The organism is Acinetobacter sp. 8I-beige, from assembly GCF_902505955.1.
In the GTDB taxonomy this organism is placed as follows: domain Bacteria; phylum Pseudomonadota; class Gammaproteobacteria; order Pseudomonadales; family Moraxellaceae; genus Acinetobacter; species Acinetobacter johnsonii.
In genome coordinates, this window is the sequence record NZ_LR732790.1 from 1318747 (window position 1) to 1341462 (window position 22716).

The window sequence follows — 22716 nt, forward strand, 5'->3', positions numbered from 1 at the left end:
ATTGTTTTAAATAAATAGCTTATATAAGCCATAATTTCAGTGAGAGACAGAAAATAAGCAAAACCAAGCGAAAATGACTATAAAAAAGCCATCCCCCCAAGGATGGCTGAAATGGCTCGTTTTAAAATGTAGACTTTAAAAGTATCGTGAAATTTAAATCCCCAAGTTTATATAAACGCACGGTCATATTTGATCGCTTCAAGGTCATAGACCTGATAAATACAATCAAATAACGAACGAATATCTTCACTTTCATCCATGGAACGAATCGCCAGAAAAATGGGGCTAGTCGCTGCATCATCTAAGATTGGAATATAGTTCAAATGCGGCAGTTGAATGGTTCGCGCACTTTCTGGAACTACACAGATTCCTTCCCCTGCGGCAACCAACCCCAGTGCCAACTGTATTTCACGGACTTCTTTTAAATGTTTAGGTTCCAGTCCATATTCTGAAAATAGCCCTTGGACTTGGGTAGAAAAGTTTGGCTTGGGATGACTTGGATAAAGAAATAAGTTTTGATCGACCAAGTCCGACAGGTACACGCCTTGTTTCTGCGCCGTCAAAGGATGACTAGAATGTGCCGCCAACATCAACGGTTCTTCACGCAGTAAAACCCGACGCACAGCAGGATCTGAAATACGTAAGCGTCCAAAACCAACATCAATCCGCCCTTCTTTTAAGGCCTGAATTTGGTCTTTGGTACTCATTTCAATCAGTTCTATTTTTAAATGTGGCTGCTGTTGGCGAAATAAATACACAATTTTAGGCAACAACCCATATAACAACGATCCCACAAAGCCCATGGTCACCGTTTTTTCAACCAAACCTACACGTTGTGTCATGGCTTTGACTTCTTCGGCATTAGACAAAAGTTTAACAGCGTGTTGATAGAAGAATTGTCCTGCTTCCGTGGTTTTGAGTGGACGGCTGCCACGTTCAAATAATTGCACCCCCAATTCAGCCTCCAGGTTTTGTATCTGGCGGCTTAAAGGAGGCTGTGCAATGAATAATTTTTCAGCAGCTTTGGTAAAACTCTGCTCTTCTACAACAGCTACGTAGTAGCGGAGGTGTCTCAATTCCATGACTATTTATACCTTTAAGATATATTAAAATGCTAATTTGATCTTCGACAGTTCATATTTATTCTTTTAAGGTATATCAAATCAGGTACACAACGCAAGGCTGCGCAGAGTTAAGATGTATAAATCTATAGAAACCTTACTCGTCGAAATCCCCACTATTCGCCCACACAAAATGGCGGTAGCGACTATGCAAACGCAAACGCTTGTCTTGGTGAAAATCAGCACTGAAGATGGCTTTGTCGGTTGGGGTGAAGCGACAACAATTGGCGGACTGGGCTATGGTGAAGAAAGCCCAGAAAGTATTAAGACCAATATTGAAACTTATTTTGCACCTTTATTGAAGTCCCTTAAAGCTCAAAACATCGCACAAACCATGCGTGCTTTGAAAAAGAATATTAATGGTAACCGTTTTGCCAAATGTGCAATTCAAACCGCTCTACTCGACATTCAAGCGCAACGTTTAGATTTACCCCTTTCTGAAGTATTGGGTGGCCGTTTACGTGACAGCTTACCTGTACTTTGGGTGTTGGCATCTGGCGACACTGAAAAAGATATTGCTGAAGGCCGAAAAATGATTGAGGCAAAACGCCACAATATTTTCAAACTTAAAATCGGTTCACGCCGTGTAGAAGAAGATGTTGAACATGTTCTTGCGATTAAACAAGCACTGGGTTCAGACATTTCCATCCGTGTCGATGTGAACCGTGCATGGTCTGAGCTAGATGCGATTAAGGGTATTCAACTTTTACAAAATGGTGGTGTTGACTTAATTGAACAGCCGTGTGCGATCGATAACATTGATGCGATGCAGCGTTTAACACGACGTTTTGATCTTGCCATCATGGCGGATGAATCGCTCATGGGACCAAGCTCAGCCTACCGTTTAGCCAAAACCAATGCTGCCTCTGTTTTTGCAGTCAAAGTGGCTCAGTCTGGTGGACTAATCGAAGGTCATGAAGTGGCGAAGATTGCCAACTTAGCAGGCATAGATTTGTATGGCGGAACCATGCTTGAAGGTGCAGTCGGCACAATTGCTTCGGCACATTTGTTCTCGACTTTTGAAAATTTAGCTTATGGCACCGAGCTATTCGGCCCACTGCTCTTAACCCAAGATATTTTAAAAACCCCACTTCAATACACTGACTTCGCTTTGCATCTACCTCAAGGCAAAGGACTCGGTATTGAACTGGATGAAAACAAGATTGATCAGCTGCGCCGCGCTTAAGCGACGTCTTAACCGTTTAGGAGTTATACATGCTTTTTCACGTACGTATGGATGTAAACATTCCACTGGATATGCCTGCTGAAACTGCCAGTGAAATTAAAGCAGTCGAAAAAGCATATTCGCAAGAGCTACAAACTCAAGGCAAATGGCGACATATTTGGCGCATTACAGGTCAGTACTCAAACATCAGCATTTTTGATGTAGACAGCAATGAAGAGCTACACAACATTTTGCAAGGTTTACCCCTGTACCCGTATATGAACATTGAAGTGATGCCTTTGAACCGACATCCATCGTCTATTCGCGAAGATGATCGTTAATTGAAAAAAGATTTTATGCAATTTAATCACTGGAACGTTAATCCAGTGAAAGAAATTAACAAGGAACGTGGCAGCTAAGCTTTTCAACCTATTCATAAAGCTAGCCACCACACAGCAAACATACTTAAGGAGCAATAGTATGAATCGTCAACAGATTGATGCATTAGTCAAAACAATGAATGTGGATACAGCAACCGGTTCTGTAGACGCACGTACTCAACAAATTGTGGTTCGCCTATTGGGTGACTTATTCCAAGCGATTGAAGACTTAGATTTGAGCCAAACTGAAGTTTGGAAAGGTCTTGAATACTTTACGGATGCAGGTCAAGCCAATGAACTTGGTTTACTTGCGGCTGGTCTTGGTCTTGAGCATTACCTCGACTTACGTGCAGATGAAGCCGATGCCAAAGCAGGCATTACAGGCGGAACGCCACGTACCATCGAGGGTCCTTTATACGTAGCTGGTGCACCTGAATCGGTTGGTTTTGCACGTATGGACGATGGTTCTGAAGAAGGCAAAATTCCGACTTTAATTATTGAAGGGACAGTGACTGACACTGATGGTCAGATTATTGAAGGTGCAAAAGTTGAAGTGTGGCATGCCAATAGCTTAGGCAACTACTCTTTCTTCGATAAGTCACAATCAGACTTCAATCTACGTCGTTCAATCATGAGTGACCAAGATGGTAAATACGTTGCTCTCACCACGATGCCTGTTGGTTATGGTTGCCCACCAGAAGGGACAACTCAATTTGTATTGAACAAGTTAGGCCGTCACGGTAACCGCCCTTCGCACGTACATTACTTCGTATCTGCGCCAGGCTACCGTAAGTTAACCACCCAATTCAACATTGAGGGTGACCAATACCTGTGGGATGACTTTGCATTTGCAACACGTGAAGGCTTGGTGGCTACCGCTGTCGATATTACCGATGAAGCTGAAATTGCACGCCGCGGTTTAACAGGTCCATTCAAACACATTCAATTCAATGTTGAACTGGTGAAAGACCAAGCGGCTGCACCATCAACTGAAGTTGAACGTCGTCGCGCTAGCGCTTAATTACCCTTGGAACCGAAATAGCCACTGCAAAGTCGCATTTCGGGGACTTCCTCACTTTTGGAAAGTCGGAGAACGGACATGCCACGTATCCCAGTTATTAATACTAGCCATCTCGATCGTATCGACGAATTACTTGTCGACAACTTTGAAACAGGCGAATTCAAACTTCATCGTTCAGTGTTTACTGATCAAGCCCTTTTTGACCTAGAAATGAAGTATATCTTCGAGGGTAACTGGGTTTACTTGGCACACGAAAGCCAAATTCCAAATAACAACGACTATTACACGACGTATATTGGCCGTCAGCCGATTCTGATTGCACGTAACCGTAATGGTGAACTCAATGCCATGATCAATGCCTGTTCACACCGCGGTGCGCAGCTTTGTCGTAATAAACGTGGCAACAAAGCAACTTATACATGTCCTTTCCATGGTTGGACATTTAACAACTCAGGCAAGCTTTTAAAAGTTAAAGATCCAGCAGATGCAGGTTATTCAGACTGTTTTAACCACGAAGGTTCACACGATCTGAAAAAAGTCGCACGTTTTGGTAACTACAAAGGTTTCTTGTTCGGTAGCTTAAATCCGGATGTTCCCTCTTTAGAAGAATACTTAGGCGAAACCAGCAAAATCATTGACATGATTGTGGATCAGTCTGAGCAAGGTCTTGAAGTTTTACGTGGCGCATCTACCTACACCTATGAAGGCAACTGGAAACTGACTGCAGAAAATGGCGCAGATGGTTATCACGTCTCTGCGGTGCACTGGAACTATGCAGCGACTACGCAACAGCGTAAAGAAAAACAAGCGGGTGACAACATCCGTGCCATGAGTGCAGGCGCTTGGGGCAAACAAGGCGGTGGTTCATACGGTTTTGACAATGGTCACATGCTGCTTTGGACACAGTGGGCGAATCCAGAAGACCGTCCAAACTTCCCGAAAGCCGACGAATATTCTGAAAAATTTGGCGAAGCAATGTCGAAGTGGATGATTGAGCGCTCACGCAACCTTTGTCTTTATCCAAACGTCTATTTGATGGATCAATTCGGTTCACAAATTCGCGTACTTCGCCCAATTTCAGTTAATAAAACTGAAGTCACGATTTACTGTATCGCACCTGTAGGTGAAAACGCGGAAGCTCGTACGCGCCGTATTCGCCAGTACGAAGACTTCTTCAATGCCTCAGGCATGGCAACACCAGATGATTTAGAAGAATTCCGTGCATGCCAAGCGGGCTACGCAGGCATTGAACTGGAATGGAACGATATGTGCCGCGGTTCAAAACATTGGATTCATGGCCCAGATGATGCTGCTAATGAAATTGGTCTAAAACCAAAACTTTCAGGTGTAAAAACTGAAGATGAAGGCCTCTACCTTGCTCAGCACCAACACTGGTTAGACATGATGAAAATTGCAATAGCCAATGAAAAAGCACTGGCTGTTGAAACTGCAAATGAACAAGGAGAAGTGGCATGAATGCTCCTACAACACTTAATACCGTTAGCATCGAACAAATCAGTCAGTTTCTGTATCAAGAAGCACGCTTTTTAGATGATGAACAATGGGACGATTGGCTTGCATGTTATGCCCCTTCAGCATCGTTTTGGATGCCTGCATGGGATGACGACGATACCCTGACTACGGATCCGCAGTCTGAAATTTCACTGATTTACTACCCAGACCGCCAAGGTTTAGAAGACCGTGTGTTCCGCATTAAAACTGAACGCTCTTCTGCGACCATGCCAGACACACGTACTTGTCACAATGTGAACAATATCGAAGTGATTGAGCGTGATGGCGATAAAGTTACCGTCCGTTTTAACTGGAATACGCTGAGCTTCCGCTACAAAACCAGTTATAGCTACTTTGGTATGTCACGCTATGAAATCGATTTTTCAGGTGAAAAACCACAAATTTTAAGCAAATACGTAGTACTGAAAAACGATTACATCAACCAAGTGATTGATGTTTATCACCTCTAAGTTTTAGCCACACATCCTTAGTATGCTTTCAGCCAAATGGAGTTTTGGCTGAGAGTTCCAAGTTTCAACGTTTTTAAAGGATATTCAGCCATGTCAAACCACAATGTTGCACTTCAATTTGAAGATGGCGTAACGCGTTTTATTACCGTGACTCAAGGTGAGTCTTTATCAGATGCCGCTTACCGCCAAAAAATTAACATTCCGCTAGATTGCCGTGATGGTGCTTGTGGAACGTGCCGAGCTTTCTGTGAATCAGGAAGTTATGACATGCCTGAAGAAACCTACATTGAAGATGCACTCACCCCTGAAGAAGCGGAACAAGGCTATATTTTGGCTTGCCAATGCCGTCCAACCTCGGATGCAGTGTTCCAAATTCAAGCATCATCTGAAGTCTGCAAAACCGAAATTCACCAGTACCAAGGGACTTTAGTCGCTGTTGAAAACCTATCAGAGTCGACCATTACTTTTGATATTCAACTCGATGAAGGTCAACCTGACATTCACTTTCTTGCTGGTCAATATGTCAACGTCGGCATCCCAGAGACAGCAGAAACTCGTTCCTATTCATTTAGCTCGAAACCAGGCAACCGTTTAACTGGCTTTGTTGTACGTAATGTGCCGAATGGCAAAATGAGTAGCTTTTTAAGTGGTGCTGCCAAAGCGGGCGACAAAATGACTTTTACAGGTCCATTTGGTAGCTTCTATTTGCGTAATGTTGTTCGTCCTGTGGTTATGCTCGCAGGCGGTACAGGCATTGCCCCATTTATGTCCATGCTGCAAGTCTTAGAAGAAAAAGGCGCAGAACACCCTGTGCGTTTAGTCTTTGGCGTGACCAATGACTTCGACTTAGTTGCTTTAGAACAACTGGATGCACTTCAAGCCAAACTGCCATGGTTTGAATACCGTACCGTTGTTGCAAGTCCAGACTCTGCACATGAGCGTAAAGGTTATGTGACGGGTCACATCGACAATGAATGGCTCAATGGCGGTGACGTCGATGTCTACCTTTGTGGTCCTGTACCTATGGTTGATGCTGTTCGTGGTTGGTTAGATAGCGAAGGTGTAAAACCTGCAAACTTCCTGTTTGAAAAATTCTCAGCAAACTGATTGGGGCCACTTATCATGTCTGATCGTCAAAGATTTTTAAACAAAGTCGTGATTGTGACTGGTGCCGCTCAGGGCATTGGTCGCGGTGTTGCACTCCAAGTCGCTGATGAAGGTGCGCAAGTTGTCTTAGCTGACTTATCTGACTATGTCGATGAAACATTAGCAGAAATTGAAGCAAAACAAGGTGATGCAATAACAGTCAAAGCCAACCTTGAAACCTTTGCAGGTGCTCAAAGTGTTGTAGACAAAGCACTTGAAGTCTATGGCCGTGTCGATGTGCTCATCAACAACGTCGGCGGTGCAATTTGGATGAAACCTTTTGAAGAGTTTTCTGAAGAAGAAATTATCAAAGAAGTCAATCGCTCATTATTCCCAACGCTGTGGTGTTGTCGCGCTGTTTTACCTGAAATGATTAAAAATCAGAAAGGTACGATTGTAAATGTATCTTCTATTGCAACCCGAGGTATTAACCGTGTGCCCTATTCGGCTTCCAAAGGTGGGGTCAATACCCTTACTGCATCACTTGCTTTTGAGCATGCTAAAGATGGGATCCGAGTGAATGCAGTTGCGACAGGTGGAACCGAAGCACCGCCGCGTAAAGTGCCGCGTAATGCAAATCCACTGTCTGAAAATGAAAAGTCGTGGATGCAACAAGTGGTCGATCAAACTATTGATCGTAGTTTTATGAACCGTTATGGCACGATTCAGGAACAAGTGAATGCGATTGTATTCCTTGCTTCAGATGATTCGTCATATATGACAGGTACAGTTGTTCCTGTAGGCGGTGGCGATCAAGGCTAATTGATCGTTATTACTTTTATATACAGGATCATGTCTGCATGGAGGCAAATGAATGGCTACCCTGTTTAAAACTTTGAAAGAAGATTGGTCTATTTCAGCCACTGTCGCAGGATTTTTGGCAGTGCTGATTTCCTATTCAGGACCACTCATTATCTTCTTTCAGGCTGCGCAACAAGCTCAGGTTTCCCCGACCATGATGATTTCATGGATTTGGGGTATTTCTATTGGAGCAGCCGTGGCAGGGATCTTTCTTTCCATTAAGTTTAAAGTCCCTGTAATTACCGCATGGTCTGCGCCAGGTACGGCTTTATTGGTCACGCTGTTCCCGAATATTAGCCTGAATGAAGCAGTAGCCGCTTATATCACCTCAGCTGTGGTGATTTTCCTGATCGGGATCAGTGGTTACTTCGATAAATTGTTGAAATGGATTCCGCAGTCGGTGGCTGCTGGGATGATGGCAGGTATTCTATTTCAGTTTGGTTTAGGTCTGTTTAGCGCAACTAACAGTATGCCGATTATTGTGTTTAGCATGCTGTTTGTCTTTTTAGTCGCAAAACGAATTTCACCACGTTATAGCATGCTTTGGGTACTGCTTTCAGGTGTGGCCTTGAGCTTTGGGCTTGGTGAAATGAATGCGGTGAGCTTAGATGTCCAACTTGCTATTCCTCAGTTCATCAGCCCTGAATGGACTTGGCACTCAACCTTAAACCTTGCCCTGCCTTTGATTTTAGTCAGTCTGACGGGACAGTTTTTACCGGGCATGGCCATCATGAAACTGAGTGGTTATGACATGCCTGCCAAGCCGATTATCACCACCACCAGTATTGCGTCTTTAGCTGTTGCATGTGTAGGTGGCATTACCATCGTTTTGGCGTCAATTACGGCTGCACTGTGTATGGGCAAAGATGCGCATGAGTTAAAAGAAAAGCGTTATATCGCAGGCGTTGCTAACGGCATTTTCTATATTTTAGGTGGTTTGTTTGCAGGCAGTATCGTTCTGCTCTTCAGCTTGCTACCAAAAGAGCTTGTTGCCGCATTGGCTGGCTTGGCCTTATTGGGTGCAATTTCAACCAATATTGCTGTAGCCATGAAAGATGAATCTCAACGAGATTCTGCCCTCATTACTTTTTTAGCTACAGCTTCAGGTATGCACTTTTTGGGTCTAAGTTCCGTTTTTTGGGGCATCGTTATTGGTTTAACTGCGCATCTGATTTTAACCAAACGTAGTCCTGAAATTTCAGCTTTAGCTTCAACTCCAAGCTCCAATCCAAGTTCTAAAAGTTAATAGGTACGCTGTGCCTAGGACAATATTATGATTGATAAAAGTTCAGCTTCTTTAACAGAAGCACTTTCACAAATAAAGGATGGCTCAACCATCATGATTGGTGGTTTTGGTACAGCAGGACAACCTGCTGAACTGATCGATGGGTTAATTCAACTCGGTATTAAAGACCTTACCATCGTCAGTAACAATGCTGGTAATGGTGACTATGGTTTAGCCAAGCTCCTCAAAGCAGGTGCCGTGAAAAAAGTCATCTGTTCGTTCCCGCGTCAGTCCGACTCTTGGGTCTTCGATGAACTCTATCGTGCAGGCAAAATTGAATTGGAACTGGTTCCTCAAGGCAACTTGGCTTGTCGTATCCAAGCCGCAGGTATGGGACTCGGTGCAGTGTTCACCCCAACTGGCTACGGCACCTTATTGGCCGAAGGCAAAGAAACCCGTCACATCGACGGGAAAGATTATGTACTGGAATATCCAATCAAAGCTGACTTTGCTCTGATTAAAGCACAGAAAGGCGACCGTTGGGGTAACTTGGTCTACCGCAAATCAGCACGTAACTTCGGCCCGATTATGGCCATGGCCGCAGGCGTGACTATTGCACAAGTGTCTGAAGTGGTGGAACTGGGGGCTTTAGACCCTGAACACATCATCACCGCAGGTATTTTTGTTCAACATGTGGTGCAGGTTCAGCCTGAACCAGTTGCTGTGTAATCGGGAGACTTTCATGAGCTATCAAAAACTCAGCCGTAACCAAATTGCAGAACGTGTCGCACAAGATATTCCAGATGGTGCGTATGTCAATCTCGGGATTGGCTTACCGACCAAGATTGCCAGTTACTTACCAAGTGACAAAGACGTGTTCTTACATTCTGAAAATGGCTTATTGGCTTTTGGTCCACCACCTGAAAAAGGTCAAGAAGACCCTGAGTTGATTAATGCGGGTAAAGAATATGTGACCATGCTCGAAGGCGGTGCTTTTTTCCACCATGGCGATTCTTTTGCCATGATGCGTGGTGGTCACTTAGATATTGCAGTATTAGGTGCCTTTCAAGTGGCAGCCAATGGTGACTTGGCCAACTGGCATACCGGTGCACCCGATGCGATTCCTGCCGTCGGTGGTGCGATGGACTTAGCCGTCGGTGCCAAGAAAGTCTTTATCACCACCGACCATGTCACCAAACAGGGTGAACCGAAGATCGTGGCTGAACTGAGCTATCCAGCGACAGGTTTGAAATGTGTCGATCGTATCTACACTGACCTGTGTGTGATTGATGTCACTGCTGAAGGTTTAAAAGTGATTGAAAAAGTCGACGGTCTAAGCTTTGCAGAATTGCAGGCAATGACGGGTGCAACTTTAGTGGATGCGACACAAGGATAATAAATCTCCCCTAACCCCTCTTTGAAAAAGAGGGGGAACTCTTCCCTTTTTAAAAGGGAGGTTGGGAGGGATTGAAGAAATGAAAGAATACTCCCAGAGAAAGTCCCCTTTAGTAAAGGGGTATTAAGGGGGATTCAAAGGGAAAATTAAATATGAAAAACGCTTACATTATCGATGCCATTCGTACCCCATTCGGACGTTATGCAGGTGGACTCGCTCCGATCCGTGCCGATGACTTGGGTGCAGTGCCAATTCAAGCCTTAATGCAACGTAATCCAAGTGTAGATTGGACCCAAGTCGATGACGTGATTTATGGTTGTGCCAACCAAGCGGGTGAAGATAACCGTAATGTGGGGCGTATGTCAGCACTCCTTGCAGGCTTACCCGTTGAAGTTCCTGCCACGACAGTNATTTTATGCACTATCTCTGTGAGGGATGATCAATGATTGTGCGGTAAATGATCCAAACTAGAGTTTTTATATTTTTAGCCCAAATAAAAAAAGTGTATAGATTTTAAAACCTATACACCTTCACTTTATAAAGCCCAATTAAACAATCAATAATCTAAACTAAACTTTCCTGTACGGTTAAAAAGCCCAACATTTCCTTATTCATCAGTACTGTTTCGGTTACAGTCGCTGCATGAGCGCCCTGCTTTAAAAGAGTCAACTGTGCATGCGGAAACAACTGTTTTAGGTTTTGTGAGCGTTCGTAAGGCACAAGGAAATCATCTTGGTTCGCAATCAAATGCATCGGTATGTTTTGCAAAGCCTTTTTTATCTCCTCGTTCAGTTGAAAGTTCATTAATGCACTTAGCCGTCGCAATACATTTTCATGCGGTGGAAAGTTTTGAATTTGAAACTGTTCTTGCTTTTGAATACTTTCTATATTTGCTGAAATCCAAGCTGGTGGATATAAAAACAAAGCCTGTGCTTTGACATAAGCCTTAGTGCCTGCACATGTTAAAAGGTTAATTCGGGTTTCAAAGCATTTATACGTATGTGCATCTAACGTGTCCCAACCATTTAAAATCGTGATTGATAACATCTTATACTCGCTCGATTGGCACAAGTAGGCCAACTCCGCACCAATAAAACCACCCAGTGCATGGCCGATAAAATGAAAGCGTTGAATATGTTGTTGCTTTAAAATCTGCAAAAGCTGCTGCCCCAAATCGCGTATGCAATAATCTGGTTTTAATAATGTACTGTTTTCATGGCAACCTTCTTGATCGTAAGTTAGGACATGAAATTTGGTTTGTAGGTCTTGAATTTGTGGCTGCCAAAACTGCGCATGTCCACCTAAACCCGACGACAAAACCACATATTCGGCATCTTCGATATGGGATGGAAAAATTTGTACATTCATCTCAAAGTTTACTTATTGGTCAAAAATATTATCAAGCAATAATTATGCCTTTTAATAAATGTTTGTATTTTTTAAATTTATAATGATATTTTTTAAAAAGCTCTGTAGTTATGATTTTAATGCTCTCTATATGATAAAATATTCAAAGCTTATTATAAATAATCATAAAGAATGAGTTTTTGATTTAAAAAATCGGCTTAAATTATATAAATATCGAGAACTTAAGTAACATTTTGAATAACTAATTTTGATGTAAATATTAAGTATATATAACTTTAGCTAATATTTTATTTCACTAAAAGCCATGCATATTGGACTTGAAAAGACAGCATTATGAACGGCTTGGTTTTATACTAAGCGCACAGTTGTTTTGTTTTATGAGTAGGTTTTAAATGAACACAGGACTTGAAATAACGTCTATGCGCGACTCTGCTGAAGTTGTTGTGAGTATTTTAAAATCTCTAGCCAATACTGATCGTTTATTAATTTTGTGTCATTTGTCGCAACAAGAACTTAATGTTTCTCAAATTGAAGAAATTACCGACATCAAACAGCCGACTCTTTCTCAACAATTAATGATGTTACGTAAAAGTGATGTGGTAAATACGCGCCGTGATGGTAAACAAATTTATTACTCCATTAAAGATGAACGCATGATTGAAGTCTTAAATACTTTGTATAGCTTGTACTGCCCAAAACCACGTCTCTAAACCAATCACTGCTATATTTTCTGTGCTATGAAAACGAATGCTAAGACTTCTTAGCATTTTTTATGCATAATATATCTAAATTTGTGATTTAGATTTTTTTATGTCTGATTGGAATCGTCGTCTAAGCCATTATCTACCCGCATGGCAATGGCTCAAGCACTATGACACGCCTACGTTTAAGTCAGATTTACTTGCATCTTTTATCGTCATTGCCATGTTGGTTCCTCAAGGCATGGCCTATGCCATGTTGGCAGGCTTACCACCAATCACTGGGCTATATGCCAGCATTATCCCAATGATTATTTATGCCATCGTTGGTGGCAGTCCGACGCTTTCTATTGGCCCTGTTGCCATCATTTCGATGATGACCTTTGCGACTTTGAACTCGATGTTTGAAGTTGGTTCACCAGTTTATATACAAGCAGCATGTTTATTAGCCCTGATGGTCGGTATCATTTCCCTGCTGTTGGGTTTATTTCGCTTTGGTTTCCTCATCCAACTGATTAGCCACCCCGTCATCCAAAGTTTCATTATTGCATCTGCTTTGCTGATTGCGTTGGGTCAGTTGAAGTTTATTGTCGATCTGCCTTTAAAAGCCAATAATATCCCCGAGTTTGTGATAAGTATTTGGCAATACATCAGTTTGACTCATATAGGTACGCTGCTGTTTGGACTGTGCGCAATCGTATTTTTAATTTATGTACCAAAGCTGCTGAATACTAATACCTTAAAAGGTTGGTTCGGATCGACCGTATTACTTTCGCGTACCATTCCTTTATTTTTAGTGGTTGCCTCGATTGCCTTGGTCTATTTTTTCCAACTGCAAACGCTTGGAATCAAAACCGTCGGAATCATTCCATCTGGTATGCCTCCACTCGATATGCCATATTGGAACTGGACTTTAGTTCTGCAACTTTTGCCAGGCGCAACCATGATCGCGATGATCAGTTTTGTTGAATCACTTTCCATTGCTCAAGCCACTGCTTTACAAAACCGAAGTCAACTCAATAGCAACCAAGAACTTATCGCTTTGGGGTTAGCCAATATCAGTGCAGGTTTCAGTTCGGCCTTTCCTGTAACAGGCAGCCTTTCTCGTACTGTCGTTAATGCAGATGCAGGCGCTCAGACCCCTATGGCGGGTGTGCTCTCTTCGCTGTTGATTATTGTAGTGAGCTTATACTTTACAGGTTTCTTTCAGGACCTTCCTTTAGCTATTTTGGCTGCAACAATTATCGTCTCGATATGGAAACTTGTGGACTTTAAACCCTTCATCGAAGCATGGAAGTATTCCAAAGCAGATGGTATCGCGATGTGGATTACCTTTTTTGGTGTTGTCTGTATCGATATTTCAACTGGCCTGATCATTGGCATGGTTTCGACCTTTATTTTGTTGCTTTGGCGGATTAGTCGACCACATATTGCTGTGATTGGCTTGGTCGAGGGGACGCAACATTTTCGGAATGTTGAACGACATCAAGTCCAAACAACGGCACAAGTGCTATCGATGCGTATAGATGAAAGCCTAACCTTCTTAAATGCCAATATATTCAAAGGCGAGCTGATCAATGCCGTGAGCCAACAACCTGAGTTAGCTCATGTGGTGATTAATTGTTCCAGTGTGAGTAGTATCGACTTGAGTGCTCTAGAAATGCTGGAAGATATTAATCTAGAATTGGCCAAGCAAAACATTCAACTGCATTTGTCCGAAGTTAAAGGCCCTGTGATGGATCGACTGCAAAGCTCAAAACTATTGAAACATTTGAGTGGGAATGTCTTTTTAACTCACTATCAAGCCATTCAAACCCTTTCACCTCAGCTGCTTAAAACTTCATAAGAGACCGAATGTCTGCTTGCACTTTTTCAATATAGTGAGAAATATCAAGCAGGCATTTATGATAAAAATCCATTAAATATGTCATTTTTATGAATTAAAATGAATAATAAAAACTGGAATTACAATAACTTAATTTTTATATTTAAATATTTTTCAGTCAGTTAGCAAATTAGGTATAAAATGGCGCACTTAAAATCCGTATTTTGTCCTCGTAATTTCAACAAGGCGCCTCTATGTTTTCTGTTTTAGCGCGAATGAGTCTAGTTACTCGAATTATTATTGCCATTATTTTGGGTATTGGTGTAGCCCTTGTTTTCCCAGGCGTGGCACCTTATTTGAGCCTGCTAGGCGACTTATTTATTAAAGCGTTAAAATCTGTCGCGCCTGTACTTGTATTTGTCTTGGTTCTTGCTTCTATTGCAAATTTTAAAGTAGGTCATAGTGCGAATCTACGTCCTATCATCATCATGTATGCCGTGGGTATGCTACTGGCTGCTTTTTCAGCAGTTGCTGTCAGCATCGCTTTCCCAAGTACTTTATTCTTAAATTTACCTGCAAATACTGACTTGCAACCGCCAAGTAGTTTGATTGAAATCTTTAAGAACCTGCTGCTGAGCTTTATTGCTAACCCTGTAACTGCCATTAGTGAAGCAAACTTCATTGGTATTTTAGCGTGGGCTGTAGCCTTGGGTGCTGCATTCCGTCATGCCAAAGACTCAACCAAAGACTTACTCAATGATACTGCACACGCAGTAAATAGCGTGATTCGTTTGGTGATTAACTTTGCACCTATCGGTATTTTCGGTCTAGTGGCGGTAACCTTTGCAGAAACAGGTTTAAGCACATTAGCAAGCTATGCACATTTATTGGCCGTCTTACTCGGCACAATGGCTTTCGTTGCCTTAGTCATCAACCCGCTTATGGTTGCTGTGGTAACACGTAGCAATCCGTATCCATTGGTATTTCAATGTTTACGTGAAAGTGGTATCACTGCTTTCTTCACGCGTAGTTCTGCTGCGAACATTCCTGTGAACTTAGATCTTGCAAAACGTTTGGGTGTTGCTGAATCTACAGCGAGTGTAGCCATTCCACTCGGTGCGACCATTAACATGGCCGGCGCCTCAGTGACTATTACTGTGCTTACACTGGCAGCAGTCAATACGCTAGGTCTTAATGTTGACTTTACCACCATGATGATTTTATCTGTGCTTGCAACAGTTTCAGCATGTGGTGCTTCAGGTGTTGCGGGTGGTTCTCTACTCTTGATTCCAGTGGCGTGTGGCCTATTTGGTATTTCATCTGATATTTCAATGCAAGTCGTTGCAATTGGTATGGTGATTAGCGTACTACAGGACTCTACTGAAACCGCATTGAACTCATCAACTGACGTATTATTTACTGCAGCAGTTGACCGCGCTTCAAAATAATATATTGTAGAATCAGTATATTATTTCTTTTTTTAAGTTATGCCATTTCAACACTTACCACTTTGGATTCAACTGGGGGCATTCTTTCTTGCAGTCAATGCAGGAATGATTAATGTCTTAGGACTGGTGACTGTTTTACACCAGTCCGTCTCTCATATGACTGGAAATGTAAGTGTTTTGGCGATGTCGCTTGTACATTGGCAACCCGAAAGCATTTTATATTTGCTATTAGTAACTGTCTGCTATGTCATCGGTTCATTTTATAGCGGTGTAATTCTGGGAAATAGTCACTTTCGATTGGGACGCCGCTATGGCGTACCACTTAGTTTAGTGGCTTTTTTTATTTTTCTGTGTTGGTTCTTTCTGCCTTATTTTCCACGTTATGCTTTACTCTGGGCCTGCGTCGCAATGGGTGTCCAAAATGCCATGGTGAGCCATTATAAAGGCACCATCATTCGCACTACACATTTATCAGGTGTCCTTACCGATCTCGGTTTAGCGCTTGGTTATCGTGTGCGCGGACTTGTGGTTGAGCGTCGACGTGTAGTTTTACATCTTTTGATTTTAAGTGGCTTTTTGATCGGCGGACTCTGTGCAAGTTGGATGTATCCCTATTTAAAACTCAATTCTTTTTTAGTTCCAACAGCATTAAGCTTGATCCTTAGTGTTGTATATTGGATCATTTACTTTCGTTATCGTCGTTTTTAAACGCAGTTGTGGAATTCGCTATGGTAAAAAATGCATTACAGGCTCAGTTACTCAAAGCCGGTTTAGTTGACAACAAAAAGGCCAAAAAACTTTCTAAACAAGCAGTGCATGAGCAAAGAACAGGTCAAAGCAGTGAAGCTGAGATCAAGGCAAAAATTGCACAAGACAAAGAGCAAAAACAGGCCAAAGATCAAGCCATTGAACTTGAAAAGAAAGCGATATTGCAAGAAAAAGAGCTCAAAGCGACGATCATTCAAATGATCACGCAGCATAAAATTAGGGATACCGATGGTGACGTGGCCTATCAGTTTATTGACGATGGCAAAATCAAAAAACAATATATCAATCAACAAATTTATAATGCCTTGGTTGCTGGTAGCCTCGTGATTGCACGTGATCATGAAAGTTATGCCTTCTTACCTAAAGCTTTAGCTGATCGTATTAATGCCAAACTTGAAGGCTTTATTATCGTAAATACCTCAGAGAAAAATGAAGCAGTCACCGATGAGGAAGATCCATACGCTGCGTATGTGATCCCTGATGATCTCATGTGGTAATTTGAACCATCAGAAGCTTCCATATAGGAAGCTTCTTTTTTCCTAGTTCATTATAAAACTAATTTACCATTCCACTGATCTGACATATCCCGCGACCATCAACGAGCTATACTTCACGACATCCAAATAATGATTTAAAAGCTGAATCTAAGAGAGTAAATAAACAAGTCGTTGATAACATGTATAAACTTAGTGACACAATTTGCTTAATTCGTATAGCTGATTACACTATTTGCAGTGTTTTAATCAAAAGAAGATCGCATTTTGGATAATTTTCATTTCATACAGAGTTTAAAAGACTGGTCAGATCAGTATCCTTGGATCGAAATGCTGACAGGATTCTGCATACTCATTTTAGTGGCTATACTAGCGTATATTATTGCCAAGCATGTTGTCGTTCGTGGTATTCGGCATCTCATCACTAAGCTAAAATTTGCCAATCACGACATCATGTCGCAGCATAGTGTGATTCGTCGAATTGCGAACATTGTCCCAGCAATCGTCATTATGAATGGTATCGTTACCGTTCCTCACCTGTCTGCGAAAATGGTCAGCTTTGTCCAAATGGCGGCACAGGCCTTTATTTTCTTAACCATTGCGCTCGCGATTGGTGAATTACTGAATATCTTCAATTTGGTTTATCAACGCAATCCGAAGTCTAGAAATAAACCCATTAAAGGCTATTTACAGCTAATCAAACTGATTATTTTCATCGTTTGTGGTTTGATGATCTTAGGAACTTTCCTGAAAAAAGACGTCTTCACCTTGCTAGCGGGCTTCGGTGCTATGGCAGCAGTGCTGATGTTGGTCTTCCAAAACACCATTTTGTCTTTGGTGGCTTCTGTTCAGATTTCATCCTATGACATGGTCCGTATTGGAGATTGGATTGAAATGCCATCCCTGAATGCAGACGGTGATGTCATTGATATGTCATTACATACCATCACCGTACAAAACTTTGATAAAACCTTTACCACGATTCCAACCAACAAATTGGTCACTGATACTTTTAAAAACTGGCGTGGTATGTCACAGGCAGGCGTACGTCGTATCAAACGCTCACTTTATATTGACCAAAGTAGCGTTCACTTTATGTCTGAAGCAGAACAAAGCAAACTTAAAGAGTTCTTATTATTAGACCAATATCTGGATCACAAAAGTACAGAGCTGGTTGAGTTTAATCAGAAATTGAGCAATACATCTCCTTGTAATCAGCGACGTTTAACCAATATTGGGACCTTCCGTGCGTATGTTGAGCTGTACCTTAATCAGCATCCGAACATTTCAAAACATCAGTCTTTAATCGTGCGTCAGCTACAACCGACTGAAAAAGGTTTGCCACTGGAAATTTATGCATTTAGCAATCAAATTGCATGGAAAGACTATGAAGCGATTCAGTCGGATATTTTCGATCATTTAATCGCCATTCTTCCCGAATTTGGTCTCAAAGTTTACCAAGCACCATCGGGGTATGACATGCAAATCGCACTATCAAACCCGTAATTTTTTCACTTTGGTATGCTAAAACCACTCTAGTTTTAGCATACTAAGGTCTTAAAAACGCAGAATAGGCATTTTAATATACGTTCTAAATTACCCACTCTAGAATAAAAATTATAAAAATACATAACATTAGTTTCTCAACAACTGTGTTATTTACGTTGTGTATTATGTAAGTTAATTATGTGATTATTTACATGAAACATACCGCAATATCACAATATCAACCTTTTCTCTTCATTAAATTAGCCACTCCTTTTCACTTTGTAAGACTTTCTAAAATGAATACTTTAAATAAATCTTTATGTGCTGCCCTTTTAGCTGTAGCAGCGACATCTTCTTTTGCAGCAGAAACTCAAGCTGTAGAAACCACTCAAGCTGCTGTTGCAACTGAAAATGCAACACCTGCTTCAGAAGCTGCTGCATCTGATGCGGTTGCGACATCAGAAACTCAAGCAAACTAATGCTTTAAGCATCTTGGGGGATTCATTTGCTTGGATTCCCTTTTATCACTCTTCTCTATATCAGACTTTTATATCTATTCATCTGCATTTCTTGCTATCAATACTGCTACAACAACGTTTAGTCTCTCTCAATTTACACAGACCACTAAGGTCTTTTCATGCTAAAATTTTCAAATTCTACTTATTTATAAAACAAGTCATTACCTCATAAATGACTTATTTTTAGAAGGTTTTATTCATGTTCAAATGGTTTGAAAAACGTGTTGATCCCTATCCAGAAGAAGGTTTAAACCAACCTTTACCGACCACGTTCTTTCCGTTTGTATGGCAGGCCGCTAAAGGTGTACGTGGCTATTTGTTGATTTTGATTTTATTCACGGCTGGTGCTGCTAGCTTTGAAGCCTTGTTTTATGCCAAAATTGGTGACTTAGTAAACTGGCTCAGTAAAAGCCAGCCAGAAACATTTTTAGCAGAACATGGTTCAAATTTAGTCCTGTTATTCTGTATTTTATTGGCCAATATTTTATTTGCCAGTTTACAGTCGATTATTAAGCACCAAATATTATTTAGCACTTTTCCCATGCGTCTGCGCTGGCGCTTTCATAATTTACTGTTGAAGCAAAGTCTCGACTTTTTTCACAATGATTTTGCAGGAAGACTCTCCGCAAAAGTCATGCAAACTGCACTGGCAATACGTGAGTTCTGGGTTATTTTGGGTGACATGTTGGCTTATGTGCTGATTTATTTTGTCACGGTCAATCTGGTGCTTGCCGCTATCTCCCCGCTCCTAATATTACCTTTACTGGTCTGGTTAGCGTTGTTTATCTGTGCAGCGTATTACTTCATTCCACGTTTGAGCAAAGTTTCAAATGAACAAGCCGATGCCCGAGCTGTGATGACTGGCCGTGTTACCGATGCTTATACCAATATTCAAACAGTAAAGCTTTTTGCCCATGCAGGACGAGAAAGCTTATATGCCAAATCCTCGATGCAAGAGTTCATGGTCACCGTTTATAAACAAATGCGTTTAGGTGCTAAGTATGAAATCAGCATCCTGTTTTTAAATATAGTGCTCTACGCAGGCGTATTGGGCACTGCAGTTTGGTTATGGATGAATGGGCGAGTTGAACTCGGTGTTATTGCTGCTGCAACGGCTATGATTTTAAAACTGAGCAGTATTGCTGAATTTATCATGTGGCAAACCTCAGCACTTTTTGAAAGTGTCGGCACCATTCAAGACGGCATGAAAACCCTCGGTCGTTCGATCACGATTCAAGACAAACCTGATGCCAAAGACCTTGAGGTTAAACAAGGCGTGATTGAATTTAAAGACGTAACTTTTGCGTACAACAGTAAAAATGTCATCGACAATTTAAACCTACGCATCCGAGCTGGTGAAAAAATTGGGATCGTTGGTCGCTCTGGTGCAGGGAAATCAACACTGATTCAACTATTGCTGCATTTTTATCAATTGAAACAGGGTGAAATTTTAATTGATGGACAGAATATTGAAGATGTCACCCAAGACAGTTTACGTCGTAATATTGCCTTAGTGACTCAAGACACCTCCCTGCTACACCGTAGTGTCGCAGAAAATATCAAATATGGCCGTCCCAATGCCAGTGATGAAGAAATGTATGCTGCTGTACGTAAAGCCAAAGCCGAAGAGTTTATTCCTCAGCTGACTGACTTACGTGGTAAATCAGGTTATGAAGCCTATGTTGGTGAACGTGGAGTGAAACTTTCAGGTGGCCAACGCCAGCGTATCGCCATTGCTCGTGTGTTCTTGAAAGATGCACCAATCTTAATTTTAGATGAAGCCACCAGTGCCCTAGACTCAGAAGTTGAAGCTGCAATTCAATCTAGCCTTGATGACTTAATGCAAGATAAAACGGTGATTGCGATTGCTCACCGTCTTTCAACCATTGCTCAAATGGATCGTTTGATTGTGCTTGATGAAGGTCGTATTGCAGAACAAGGGACACATGAAGAGCTGATTCAAAAAAATGGTATCTATGCGCACCTTTGGCAGCGTCAAACAGGTGGATTTTTAACGGAACAACATCCAATTAAAAAGAAAGAAGCCTAATTTTACTTCCCGTCCTCAGCACGCTTAGATCATTATCATCAATGATTTTAGCGTGCTGATTTTGAAAAGATTTTACTTAACTTTTAGCATCATTTGCTGAGCCTTGATTTTTATCGAGAGTCTTATATTTTTGCTCAGAAATTTATGATATTTATAATATCGTTCCACTAAATCAAAAATGTAAAGGATACTGAATTGCTATAGGCTCGGAACATATTGTCCAACAATATGCTCCATGAATTTGAAATATTCATGCCAATATAACTTCAGTCAGAAAAGAAAGAAAAATGCAATGGATCGCGCATGAAAACAGTTTCACTTCGCCAAGATCAAGGAATTCCTGGTGTTTATGGCTTATTGTTGTTAGATGTTGTGTCTCGTTGGGGCTATAACGCAGAGACCCTATTTTCCCCTTTTCAACTCACGAGCGAACAACTCGCAGAGCCTGACTTTCGCATACCTGTTCATACTGCTAATGAACTTGTGAAGTTGGCCAGCCGTCTCACTGGTGAGCCCACGCTTGGCTACCATCTAGGCACGCAAATGCGTATTTCAATTCATGGCTTCATTGGCTATGCCATTATGACAACTCATGATATTGGCGAAGCCTTGGTACTTGCTAACCGCTTTATTCAACTGCGCATGCCTTTTTTGCAGCTTTTCTTTTCCACCTTTGGCGAAAAAGCGACTTTACAATTACGCTGTGATGTCGATATAGAACCGTTGCGTACCGATATTGCGATCAGTATTATTTTTGGCATTGTTTCGATGAGTAAGGCGCTCACTGGCATTGAAAATCTGGCTGGGGAAATTGATTTCGATTTTCCAGAACCCGAAGGCTTTGATCGCTATCGTGCAAAGCTACCTAACCATAGTGTTCGCTTTGATCAACCACATTTACTTTTGAGTTTTGATAAGCATTATCTCGGCTTTAAAATGGTCAATGCTGACCCACTTGCAAGCCAAATAGCCATTAATCAATGTGAAGCTGAGCTCTCAGCTATGGGCGAACGCCGAAGATTATCGATGCGTGTTCGTGACATTTTAACGCGCTCAGAACAACACTATTTAAGCATCGAGCATGTGGCTGACCTCTTACACATGTCTGATCGAACACTGAAGCGCCAATTGGCTGCTGAAAGCACGTCTTTTTCAACCATTGTGGATGAAGTGCGTTACCGTCATGCCACGTCACTTTTGTCACGTACAGACTATAGCTTAGAGCAAATCGCGGATGAACTGGGATATAGTGATGTGGCAAATTTCAGCCGAGCATTTAAGCGTTGGAGTGGACGCAGCCCGAGTAATTGGCGTAAAGATCCGTATTTATAGATCTTTTGTTTTGATAGAAAAGCATGTATAAATCATGCGAAAAATGATTTTTGTATTTTAAGGAGTTATTCATGAATCATCCTTCAGAATTGAAGTATGCAAGTACACATGAATGGGTGCGTATTGAAGGTGATCTTGTTGTAACTGGTATTTCAGACCATGCACAGGATGCCTTAGGCGATTTAGTCTACGTTGAAACACCAGAAGTTGGTCAACAAATCACTGCGGGCGAACAAGCGGGTGTGGTTGAATCTGTAAAAACGGCTTCTGATATTCATGCACCAGTTTCTGGCACCGTAGTAGAAATCAATGCCAATCTGGAAGATGATCCTGACTTCGTCAATGATGACCCTTATGGTAAAGGTTGGATTTATAAAATCAAACCAGACAATATCGCAGATGTAGAACAACTCCTTTCAAGCACAGCCTATGAAGCGGGTCTATAAGCCTAGTATTCATATTTACGGCTCAAAAAAAATCAGTCTGCGGA

General features: G+C 41.7%; 22 protein-coding genes and 1 pseudogene. 21 read left to right on the forward strand and 2 right to left on the reverse strand.

Annotation, left to right across the window (positions count from 1 at the left end; genetic code table 11):
* Positions 1 to 167: 167 nt before the first annotated feature.
* The gene (locus GVX98_RS06260; protein ID WP_005399482.1) at positions 168 to 1082 is read right to left on the reverse strand and encodes a LysR family transcriptional regulator; all 915 of its coding nucleotides are present in this window, start codon (positions 1080 to 1082) and stop codon (positions 168 to 170) included.
* Between the two features lie 115 nt (positions 1083 to 1197).
* Here GVX98_RS06260 and GVX98_RS06265 point away from each other — a divergent pair, with 115 nt between their 5' ends.
* From GVX98_RS06265 to GVX98_RS17030, 11 genes and pseudogenes are all read left to right on the forward strand, one after another.
* A complete protein-coding gene (locus GVX98_RS06265) occupies positions 1198 to 2307 on the forward strand; it encodes a muconate/chloromuconate family cycloisomerase (RefSeq protein ID WP_010326681.1) in 1110 nt (369 codons plus the stop codon).
* Between the two features lie 29 nt (positions 2308 to 2336).
* Positions 2337 to 2627, forward strand: a complete 291-nt coding sequence (gene catC, locus GVX98_RS06270; protein ID WP_151836563.1) for a muconolactone Delta-isomerase — start codon at positions 2337 to 2339, stop codon at positions 2625 to 2627.
* 139 nt (positions 2628 to 2766) lie between these two features.
* On the forward strand, positions 2767 to 3687 hold the full coding sequence (gene catA, locus GVX98_RS06275; protein ID WP_004979728.1) for a catechol 1,2-dioxygenase: 921 nt from the start codon (positions 2767 to 2769) through the stop codon (positions 3685 to 3687).
* A gap of 78 nt (positions 3688 to 3765) precedes the next feature.
* A complete protein-coding gene (gene benA, locus GVX98_RS06280) occupies positions 3766 to 5163 on the forward strand; it encodes a benzoate 1,2-dioxygenase large subunit (protein ID WP_004693190.1) in 1398 nt (465 codons plus the stop codon).
* The gene (gene benB / locus GVX98_RS06285; RefSeq protein WP_004979732.1) at positions 5160 to 5669 is read left to right on the forward strand and encodes a benzoate 1,2-dioxygenase small subunit; all 510 of its coding nucleotides are present in this window, start codon (positions 5160 to 5162) and stop codon (positions 5667 to 5669) included. The genes benA and benB overlap by 4 nt, the downstream gene beginning before the upstream one ends.
* A gap of 90 nt (positions 5670 to 5759) precedes the next feature.
* Positions 5760 to 6776: a benzoate 1,2-dioxygenase electron transfer component BenC gene (gene benC / locus GVX98_RS06290; RefSeq protein ID WP_159127552.1), complete on the forward strand. Its 1017-nt coding sequence runs from the start codon at positions 5760 to 5762 to the stop codon at positions 6774 to 6776.
* Between the two features lie 15 nt (positions 6777 to 6791).
* Positions 6792 to 7577 (forward strand): benzoate diol dehydrogenase BenD, encoded by a 786-nt coding sequence (gene benD / locus GVX98_RS06295; protein ID WP_159127553.1) that lies wholly within the window; start codon positions 6792 to 6794, stop codon positions 7575 to 7577.
* 52 nt (positions 7578 to 7629) lie between these two features.
* Entirely contained in the window at positions 7630 to 8862 is a 1233-nt protein-coding gene (gene benE / locus GVX98_RS06300) for a benzoate/H(+) symporter BenE (RefSeq protein WP_159127554.1), read from the forward strand.
* A gap of 27 nt (positions 8863 to 8889) precedes the next feature.
* Positions 8890 to 9570, forward strand: coding sequence for a 3-oxoacid CoA-transferase subunit A (locus tag GVX98_RS06305; protein ID WP_078425588.1), 681 nt, complete (start codon positions 8890 to 8892; stop codon positions 9568 to 9570).
* Positions 9571 to 9583: 13 nt separating this feature from the next.
* Complete coding sequence (locus GVX98_RS06310) at positions 9584 to 10237, forward strand: 3-oxoacid CoA-transferase subunit B (RefSeq protein WP_159127555.1); 654 nt, start codon at positions 9584 to 9586, stop codon at positions 10235 to 10237.
* A gap of 152 nt (positions 10238 to 10389) precedes the next feature.
* Positions 10390 to 10646: pseudogene (locus GVX98_RS17030) on the forward strand (acetyl-CoA C-acyltransferase); the annotation flags it as partial.
* Positions 10647 to 10801: 155 nt separating this feature from the next.
* On the opposite strand, the gene rutD reads toward GVX98_RS17030, so the two are convergent.
* The gene (gene rutD / locus GVX98_RS06320; RefSeq protein WP_159127556.1) at positions 10802 to 11605 is read right to left on the reverse strand and encodes a pyrimidine utilization protein D; all 804 of its coding nucleotides are present in this window, start codon (positions 11603 to 11605) and stop codon (positions 10802 to 10804) included.
* A 392-nt stretch (positions 11606 to 11997) separates the two neighbouring features.
* On the opposite strand from rutD, the gene GVX98_RS06325 reads away from it, so the two are divergent.
* The 10 genes from GVX98_RS06325 to gcvH all read left to right on the forward strand — a co-directional run bounded on the left by GVX98_RS06325 (position 11998) and on the right by gcvH (position 22672).
* Positions 11998 to 12315, forward strand: a complete 318-nt coding sequence (locus GVX98_RS06325; RefSeq protein WP_004693230.1) for a helix-turn-helix transcriptional regulator — start codon at positions 11998 to 12000, stop codon at positions 12313 to 12315.
* A gap of 100 nt (positions 12316 to 12415) precedes the next feature.
* Complete coding sequence (locus GVX98_RS06330) at positions 12416 to 14149, forward strand: SulP family inorganic anion transporter (RefSeq protein ID WP_159127557.1); 1734 nt, start codon at positions 12416 to 12418, stop codon at positions 14147 to 14149.
* Positions 14150 to 14382: 233 nt separating this feature from the next.
* Entirely contained in the window at positions 14383 to 15576 is a 1194-nt protein-coding gene (gene sstT / locus GVX98_RS06335) for a serine/threonine transporter SstT (protein WP_004979798.1), read from the forward strand.
* Between the two features lie 39 nt (positions 15577 to 15615).
* The gene (locus tag GVX98_RS06340) at positions 15616 to 16284 is read left to right on the forward strand and encodes a YoaK family protein (RefSeq protein WP_004979799.1); all 669 of its coding nucleotides are present in this window, start codon (positions 15616 to 15618) and stop codon (positions 16282 to 16284) included.
* A 20-nt stretch (positions 16285 to 16304) separates the two neighbouring features.
* The gene (locus GVX98_RS06345) at positions 16305 to 16841 is read left to right on the forward strand and encodes a DUF2058 domain-containing protein (protein ID WP_004979801.1); all 537 of its coding nucleotides are present in this window, start codon (positions 16305 to 16307) and stop codon (positions 16839 to 16841) included.
* A 264-nt stretch (positions 16842 to 17105) separates the two neighbouring features.
* Positions 17106 to 18344 carry a mechanosensitive ion channel family protein gene (locus GVX98_RS06350; RefSeq protein ID WP_026056495.1) on the forward strand — a complete coding sequence of 413 codons (1239 nt, stop codon included), beginning with the start codon at positions 17106 to 17108 and terminating at the stop codon, positions 18342 to 18344.
* A 278-nt stretch (positions 18345 to 18622) separates the two neighbouring features.
* Positions 18623 to 18805, forward strand: coding sequence for a hypothetical protein (locus GVX98_RS16740; RefSeq protein ID WP_162494659.1), 183 nt, complete (start codon positions 18623 to 18625; stop codon positions 18803 to 18805).
* Between the two features lie 238 nt (positions 18806 to 19043).
* Entirely contained in the window at positions 19044 to 20894 is a 1851-nt protein-coding gene (locus GVX98_RS06360; protein ID WP_159127558.1) for an ABC transporter ATP-binding protein, read from the forward strand.
* Between the two features lie 303 nt (positions 20895 to 21197).
* Positions 21198 to 22226 carry an AraC family transcriptional regulator gene (locus GVX98_RS06365; protein WP_004979806.1) on the forward strand — a complete coding sequence of 343 codons (1029 nt, stop codon included), beginning with the start codon at positions 21198 to 21200 and terminating at the stop codon, positions 22224 to 22226.
* Between the two features lie 71 nt (positions 22227 to 22297).
* Positions 22298 to 22672 (forward strand): glycine cleavage system protein GcvH, encoded by a 375-nt coding sequence (gcvH, locus tag GVX98_RS06370; protein ID WP_004693240.1) that lies wholly within the window; start codon positions 22298 to 22300, stop codon positions 22670 to 22672.
* The last annotated feature ends 44 nt before the right edge of the window (positions 22673 to 22716 follow it).

Bases quoted from the DNA above. Each gene is read 5' to 3' on its own strand.
- GVX98_RS06265 (WP_010326681.1), top strand. From the start codon at position 1,198: ATGTATAAATCTATAGAAACCTTACTCGTCGAAATCCCCACTATTCGC.
- GVX98_RS06345 (WP_004979801.1), top strand. From the start codon at position 16,305: ATGGTAAAAAATGCATTACAGGCTCAGTTACTCAAAGCCGGTTTAGTT.
- rutD (WP_159127556.1), bottom strand. From the start codon at position 11,605: ATGAATGTACAAATTTTTCCATCCCATATCGAAGATGCCGAATATGTG.
- GVX98_RS06325 (WP_004693230.1), top strand. From the start codon at position 11,998: ATGAACACAGGACTTGAAATAACGTCTATGCGCGACTCTGCTGAAGTT.
- benA (WP_004693190.1), top strand. From the start codon at position 3,766: ATGCCACGTATCCCAGTTATTAATACTAGCCATCTCGATCGTATCGAC.
- catC (WP_151836563.1), top strand. From the start codon at position 2,337: ATGCTTTTTCACGTACGTATGGATGTAAACATTCCACTGGATATGCCT.
- GVX98_RS06310 (WP_159127555.1), top strand. From the start codon at position 9,584: ATGAGCTATCAAAAACTCAGCCGTAACCAAATTGCAGAACGTGTCGCA.
- benC (WP_159127552.1), top strand. From the start codon at position 5,760: ATGTCAAACCACAATGTTGCACTTCAATTTGAAGATGGCGTAACGCGT.
- GVX98_RS06340 (WP_004979799.1), top strand. From the start codon at position 15,616: ATGCCATTTCAACACTTACCACTTTGGATTCAACTGGGGGCATTCTTT.
- catA (WP_004979728.1), top strand. From the start codon at position 2,767: ATGAATCGTCAACAGATTGATGCATTAGTCAAAACAATGAATGTGGAT.
- GVX98_RS06360 (WP_159127558.1), top strand. From the start codon at position 19,044: ATGTTCAAATGGTTTGAAAAACGTGTTGATCCCTATCCAGAAGAAGGT.
- GVX98_RS06330 (WP_159127557.1), top strand. From the start codon at position 12,416: ATGTCTGATTGGAATCGTCGTCTAAGCCATTATCTACCCGCATGGCAA.
- benD (WP_159127553.1), top strand. From the start codon at position 6,792: ATGTCTGATCGTCAAAGATTTTTAAACAAAGTCGTGATTGTGACTGGT.
- GVX98_RS16740 (WP_162494659.1), top strand. From the start codon at position 18,623: ATGAATACTTTAAATAAATCTTTATGTGCTGCCCTTTTAGCTGTAGCA.
- benE (WP_159127554.1), top strand. From the start codon at position 7,630: ATGGCTACCCTGTTTAAAACTTTGAAAGAAGATTGGTCTATTTCAGCC.
- sstT (WP_004979798.1), top strand. From the start codon at position 14,383: ATGTTTTCTGTTTTAGCGCGAATGAGTCTAGTTACTCGAATTATTATT.
- gcvH (WP_004693240.1), top strand. From the start codon at position 22,298: ATGAATCATCCTTCAGAATTGAAGTATGCAAGTACACATGAATGGGTG.
- GVX98_RS06260 (WP_005399482.1), bottom strand. From the start codon at position 1,082: ATGGAATTGAGACACCTCCGCTACTACGTAGCTGTTGTAGAAGAGCAG.
- GVX98_RS06365 (WP_004979806.1), top strand. From the start codon at position 21,198: ATGAAAACAGTTTCACTTCGCCAAGATCAAGGAATTCCTGGTGTTTAT.
- GVX98_RS06305 (WP_078425588.1), top strand. From the start codon at position 8,890: ATGATTGATAAAAGTTCAGCTTCTTTAACAGAAGCACTTTCACAAATA.
- benB (WP_004979732.1), top strand. From the start codon at position 5,160: ATGAATGCTCCTACAACACTTAATACCGTTAGCATCGAACAAATCAGT.